This window comes from Flavobacterium sp. FPG59 (assembly GCF_002150205.1).
Classification (GTDB): Bacteria; Bacteroidota; Bacteroidia; order Flavobacteriales; family Flavobacteriaceae; genus Flavobacterium.
The window spans coordinates 1-1085 of the sequence record NZ_MTCA01000399.1 but is presented as its reverse complement, the minus strand read 5'-3'; the positions used below and the strand labels follow the sequence as shown (position 1 = coordinate 1085).

Below are 1085 nucleotides of genomic sequence, written 5' to 3'. Positions count from 1 at the left end.
AACAGAAAAAGTAGAGCCTTTATGCACACCACTGCTTTCTGCATAAATGTGACCTTTGTATTTTTCTATGATTTTTTTACACAAATACAATCCTATTCCTGTTGAAGCTTCATTATTTGTCCCTAAACGGCTTTTTGATGTAAACTTGTCAAACAAATGCTCTAAATCTTGGCTTTTAAATCCCAAACCAGCATCTGTAACTTGAATAAGTATGTTTTTACTGTCTTGTATCATATTGATTTTAATAACACTGTCTGGAAACGAAAACTTAATAGCATTATCAGTAAGGTTAATTAAAACACGCACTAATAAATCTTCATCTATATGAATTAAGGCGGTAGGCAACTGTGTTGCATACTCCAAAGTGCAGTTTTTAGAAATCAATTTTGCGGCTAACTGCCCTGATACTTTGCTTAAAACATCATTGAAATCTATTTGGTTTGCAAAGTATTCTTTTTTTGATATTTCGTCTTCATCACGTATGAGTGTTATCAAAGTTTCAATGAATGCAAGTTGTTGATTGGTAGAATCTGTGATTAAATGGGCATACTCTGCTATTATTTCAGACGGATTTTCATCTAATATTAATGTAGAAAGCCCCTGAGCATTAGCGGCAAAGCCTCGTAAATCATGCGATAACAAATAGATTAAATCTTGTTTATCATTAATATAAGCTTCGTAATCTGCTATAGAGGATTGAATATTAGCTAATAACAATCCAGTTTCATCTTGAAATTGAGTTGGTAAATTAGGTATTATTCTATTGTTTCTATAATTTACTAATGCGCTAGAGGCAAGCTCAATTGGCTTTATTAACTTTTTTAGCACCAATAAAGTTATCAATGTTGCTAGTAAAGTGAGTACTAAAGTAACGACAAGAATCATCATAGGTTGTAATTCTTGGTTTCCAAAAAGAAGAAAAAGCGAAACTCCTATTAACGGAATGTGAATTCCTAAGAAAGCGACAAAAAGAAATTTACTAGCATATTTTTTTCTCAAAAAAGGAATTGCATTCAATTTTTCATAAAGCGTCATAGGCATCTATTTTAAGTAATCAAAAGTGCAAAAATCGGTAAATAAATTAA

General features: G+C 31.2%; 1 protein-coding gene. It reads right to left on the bottom strand.

Going from position 1 to position 1085, the window contains the following annotated elements; all coding sequences use genetic code 11:
* On the bottom strand, positions 1–1035 hold a 1035-nt coding region (locus tag FPG59_RS16275), incomplete at its 3' end, for a sensor histidine kinase KdpD (protein WP_086455555.1).
* Between the last annotated feature and the right edge of the window lie 50 nt (positions 1036–1085).